The organism is Microcoleus sp. Pol11C3, assembly GCF_036701485.1.
Lineage (GTDB): Bacteria > Cyanobacteriota > Cyanobacteriia > Cyanobacteriales > Microcoleaceae > Microcoleus.
In genome coordinates this window covers 1-3,410 of sequence record NZ_JAUBQW010000250.1, presented here as the reverse complement: position 1 = coordinate 3,410, position 3,410 = coordinate 1, and the positions used below count along the sequence as shown (strand labels likewise).

Annotated in this window: 4 protein-coding genes; 1 reads left to right on the top strand and 3 read right to left on the bottom strand. The window is 43.0% G+C overall.

Going from position 1 to position 3,410, the window contains the following annotated elements:
- Positions 1-265 precede the first annotated feature (265 nt).
- The 3 genes from QUA40_RS28090 to QUA40_RS28080 form a co-directional block, all read right to left on the bottom strand.
- Positions 266-616, bottom strand: coding sequence for a helix-turn-helix domain-containing protein (locus tag QUA40_RS28090; protein WP_333131906.1), 351 nt, complete (start codon positions 614-616; stop codon positions 266-268).
- 45 nt (positions 617-661) lie between these two features.
- Positions 662-1,972 (bottom strand): hypothetical protein, encoded by a 1,311-nt coding sequence (locus QUA40_RS28085; protein ID WP_333131904.1) that lies wholly within the window; start codon positions 1,970-1,972, stop codon positions 662-664.
- Between the two features lie 74 nt (positions 1,973-2,046).
- Positions 2,047-2,535 carry a filamentous hemagglutinin N-terminal domain-containing protein gene (locus tag QUA40_RS28080; protein WP_333131902.1) on the bottom strand — a complete coding sequence of 163 codons (489 nt, stop codon included), beginning with the start codon at positions 2,533-2,535 and terminating at the stop codon, positions 2,047-2,049.
- A gap of 529 nt (positions 2,536-3,064) precedes the next feature.
- Here QUA40_RS28080 and QUA40_RS28075 point away from each other — a divergent pair.
- Positions 3,065-3,410 (top strand): hypothetical protein (locus QUA40_RS28075; RefSeq protein ID WP_333131900.1); only part of this gene is annotated, 346 nt, incomplete at its 3' end.

Sequence of the window (3,410 nt, the reverse complement as noted above, 5' to 3'; positions counted from 1 at the left end):
ATAAGTTTGTCTATCTTTTTCATTGGTAATTGGGACTTCAATTCTGATTTTTGATTGACCCCAAACATAACCAGTTAGATCACCATGAAGTAGATGACATTCATCTAAAAACAATACTATTATTTCCCCAGCTTCTATACCAGCCTTGTTTTTAAACAAACTATCGTTAATTTCTTCTCTCTTTTTTTTACCACTTTTTTATCAAATTTAGGATTGGTTTTTTGAGTTTTTTCCAACTAATTTTAGCCCGGTCAAAAAGTTCATACTAACTCTGTTTTGATTTATATATCACACCAAATCCTTGAGCTAAATAAGTAACCAGCTCATCTAAATTCCAATATTCTTTATTCTTTAACCACTCGATTACTTCAGTATTTTGTCGAGCTGTTAAATACCCTTTTGACCCTTTATGTCCTAGTTGAATTCCGGCGATGCCTTTGGTTTTAAATTGTTTTTTCCAATAACCCACAAAAAAATTACTTACACCTAACATCTGGCTAATTTCATGGTAAATTTTACCTGAAAGCGCCATTTTTACAGCTATTGCTCGTTTTAGTTGTCTGGCATCGATATCGCTTTTAATGAAAGATTCTAACAAAGCCATTTCTCTTTCCATATCTTTTTGTGGCAGTTGTAAGTTATTCCTTTTTTATTGTCACAATCAAGTATTGCATATAATTGTATCAGAGTCTTGATAATGATTTAGGATTGCTATAGTAGTGCCCCCTGCGTGGCAAATAGTAATCGCGCCACCACCCGTGCCATTAGCGCTGGAAATGCTGGCATTTACACCGTTACTATCTGTAAAAGTGCCGCTGACTGTGAGAAGATTGCCAGCCGTGAGGTCAATACTGCCGCCACTAGACTGAAGAGTGCCTGTAACGGCGATGTCGTTGGCAGCTTTGAGGGTAATATTACCGCCAGAAGTGGCGATCACATCCAGCGCAATGTCGCCTCCCGACTCCAAAATGACAGGCCCGCCTGCTGTCGAAATCGCTCCGACTCCGATGCTATTGCCCGAAGCAACACCCCCAGAAGCAAAAAATGTCTCCCCTGCGGTGACATTGGGCGGCAGATTCGCAGCATTCGCCAGAGTCGAAACGCCCGATCGCAGAATTAAAGCTGCACTACCTGAAAGCACCGCCGCATCTGGATCGGCTGAACCTGACAAAGTAGTATCTGGCCCAGTGATAGTAATATCTCCCGCCGCGATCGCACCTTTTGCTTCTACCTTAAGTGAGGTTCCAGTATAATCACCAAATCTCACATCTCCCTCGGAGCTAATAATCGGGTCGTACAAACTCAAAAAACTGCCACCGTTGCCAGACAATGTGAGAATACTTACATTACCTCCCGCAGCGAAGTGAGCATCACCGGAAACATTGCCGTTACTTAATAATGTGATATCCCCGGAGGATTGGAATGCAGGGTTAGGGTAATTTAGCGCGAAGATATCAATATTTTGATTACCTTGTATAGTAAGATTGCTGCCTGCGATCGCCCTGAAAGCGTTAATTCCATCCCTCACCCGTACCGTATCTCCTGCCAACAGATACAAATTGTTCTCAGTAAGTAGCTGGCTTTCTACCAAAGTGAGATTATGTGCTGCCGAGAGTGTAGCATTCTGACTATTAACAGTAGAACTCGCGATCGCCACATCCCCGCTTTCCACCCTCAAACCCGCCGTCAAAACCACTTCCCCAGCACCGTTAACGGAGATACCAGTAGCAGAGTTCCTAGCTGGGCCGGCAAGCAATTGCGGAAGAGACAAAGGCAGAGATAATTGCCCATTTTCTGCCAACAATTTGCCGTTAATAACCCCTATTTCTAAACTTAATAAATGCCCTTGTTGACTAACCCGAATATTAGTCTCACCGGGAACAGCAGCGACAATAATATTACCTTGGGGAGCATTGAGAAAACCATTGTTGACAACTGTGCCGCCAATTAAAGTTATACTCTGTTCCGGCAAAACAGCTAAATTACCTGCATTGACTATACTTCCATGCTGGCTGAGATTAAAGTAAAAAGTGTTCGGAGTTCCTATCAGCGTACTGTAATCGTTCGCTCCTGCAACATTGAAAAAACCCGAATCAAAACCGATGTTAGTAGCAGTAGTAGCTGTAAAGCAGCCGGGAGATTCAAGCTAGCATTAGGGCCAAAGATAATGCCCGAAGGATTTATTAAAAATAGGTTGGAATTGCAGCCACTTACTTGAATTAAACCATTAATAATAGAAGGATTGCCGCCTACTACCCGTCCTAAGATGTTGCGAATAGTGGGACTAGAGATAAAATTAGCAATCTGGCTTTCGGTAAGCCCAAACTGTTGAAAACTGTGGAAAAGATTCGCTCCATCTCTAGAAGTTTGGCCGCCTGTAATATTCAAGCGATCGCCGTTGTCAGGCGTGACAATAGTGCCAGTGCGATCGGGTGCGGGAACAATGGGTTGTCCTTGTACCACTGTTGTACTCACAATAGTGGCTGCGATCGCTACCATTGCAGCACCCTGTATAGAAAAAAAGGCTAGTTTCATTAGCTTTGAGCTGGCAGATCACGTATCTGACAATTATAACTTTAAGGTAGTGGCGGCTAAGTGCGGTCAACTGCGGCGTAGACTTAGCGATTAATAACCTCGTCACTATCAGGGCGGTTGCTATACCTGAAACCCAGATTCTGCACCCTCAACTTTCACCATCGGTTTTTACTTATTTTATCCAGCAATAGAGCTATAAATTATAGCTCTATACCGTACATTGACTGATAAAAAACGTTTTAAAGCGATAATTTATTATTTTAAAAATAGAGTTTTCTGCGTAATTATTCTGTGTCACACCCCAGGCTGCGTAATGTGGGCGGAAAATCACAGCAAAAGTGCGATCGACTGTTGACGCACCTACAAATTAGGCGATCGAAATCGGGGCTACCACAAAGTATTTGCAGGCTGCTACCGGAAAAACTAAACATTTGTTACAAAAACAAAATTTTTTCCTTTCTAACGCGCTATGCTCTAGACAAAGCTGGTGCGTTTTGAGTTAGCTTTAATTTTTACCATAAAAACCAATATGCTCTCTATTCCAGGCGTTGCCGTCCAGACGCTGCTTTACGAAAGCGCCAACTCTCTGGTTTACCGAGCCATTCGGGAAGCAGATAAAGGGCCGATTATCCTCAAACTGCTCAAAGAAAGCTACCCCACGCCTCAAGAATTGGTGCGCTACCGCACCGAATACCGCATCACCCAAGAGTTAAAAGAGGCGGGAGTCGTGCAGGTTTATGACTTGCAAAAATACCAAAACACCCTCGTGATGTTTGTGGAGGACTTTGGCGGCGAATCCTTGACAATTTGGATGCAGCAGCGAAAGTTTAGCCTCAAGGAATTTCTACAAATTGCGATCGCCACCACTGAAATTT